The organism is Humibacter ginsengisoli (genome assembly GCF_054780095.1).
The window spans coordinates 1-1,267 of sequence record NZ_BAAGWZ010000016.1 but is presented as its reverse complement, the minus strand read 5'-3'; the positions used below and the strand labels follow the sequence as shown (position 1 = coordinate 1,267).

At 64.0% G+C, this 1,267-nt stretch carries 1 protein-coding gene; it reads left to right on the top strand.

Going from position 1 to position 1,267, the window contains the following annotated elements; translation table 11 throughout:
* Positions 1–54: 54 nt before the first annotated feature.
* Positions 55–1,267 (top strand): IS256 family transposase (locus ACYVI5_RS18870; protein ID WP_460581599.1); only part of this gene is annotated, 1,213 nt, incomplete at its 3' end.

The following is a 1,267-nucleotide window of genomic DNA, read 5'->3' as shown; positions in this document are numbered from 1 at the left end:
TGCGATGGTCAGTGAGTACCGATCAAAGTCACTCACAGAAGGACACAAAGCACGATGGCTCTAGACCAGTCTGCCCTCCTCGAGCTCCTCGGGGAACTGAAGCTCACCGATGTCACCGACCGGATCCGGGTCGCGACTGAGACGTTGTATCAGGAGTTGATCGACGCGGAAGCTGCCGCGTTCATCGGCGCTGCACCGTTTGAGCGCACTCCGGAGCGGGTGACGCAACGTAATGGGACCCGCCCGCGAACTCTGACCACGACGGCTGGGGAGCTGGAGCTGCGGATTCCGAAGCTGCGGCAGGGCACCTTCTTCCCGTCGTTGCTGGAACGGCGGCGCCGGGTGGATCAGGCGCTGTTCGCGGTGGTGATGGAGGCGTACGTCCACGGCGTCTCGACCCGGAAGGTCGATGACCTTGTCAAAGCGCTCGGCGCGGACACGGGTATCAGCAAGTCGGAGGTGTCGCGAATCTGCGCCAACCTCGACGAGGATGTCGCCGCGTTCCGGGACCGGCCGCTGGCGGACACCACCTACCCGTACGTGTTCCTGGACGCCACGTACTGCAAGGCTCGAGTCGGCAGGCGGGTCGTGTCGCAAGCCGTGGTCGTCGCGATCGGGGTCGCGGCCGACGGACGGCGCGAGATCCTGGGGTTCGAGGTCGGAGAGACGGAATCACAACCGTTCTGGACCACCTTCCTCCGCTCGCTCAAGGCCCGAGGCTTGGGCGGAGTGAAGCTGGTGATCTCTGACGCGCACACCGGCCTGATCGCGGCTGTTCAGACCGTGTTTGCCGGCGCTAGCTGGCAAAGATGCCGGGTGCACTTCATGCGGAACGTGCTCACCGCCGTGCCGAAAGCGGCAGGGCCCATGGTTGCCTCGATCATCCGCACGATCTTCGCGCAGCCCGACACCGAGCACGTGTTCTCCCAGTTCCACGAGGTGGTCCGCATGCTCGCCAGATCGCATCCCAAGATCGCGGACATGCTGGAAGACGCCAAAGACGACCTGCTCGCGTTCTGCCAGTTCCCCCTCGCGCACTGGCGACAGATCTGGTCGACCAACCCTCTGGAACGGTTGAACAAGGAGATCAAGCGTCGCACCGACGTGGTGGGCACCTTCCCGAACCCAGCCGCGCTGCTGCGTCTGGCCGGCCACGTGCTCATCGAGCAGCACGACGAATGGGATGGCGCCGACCGTCGCTACTTCAGCGAACAATCAATGAAACTCCTGACCGTCGAAACCGAGGAGGTGAGCATCCCCGAACTCA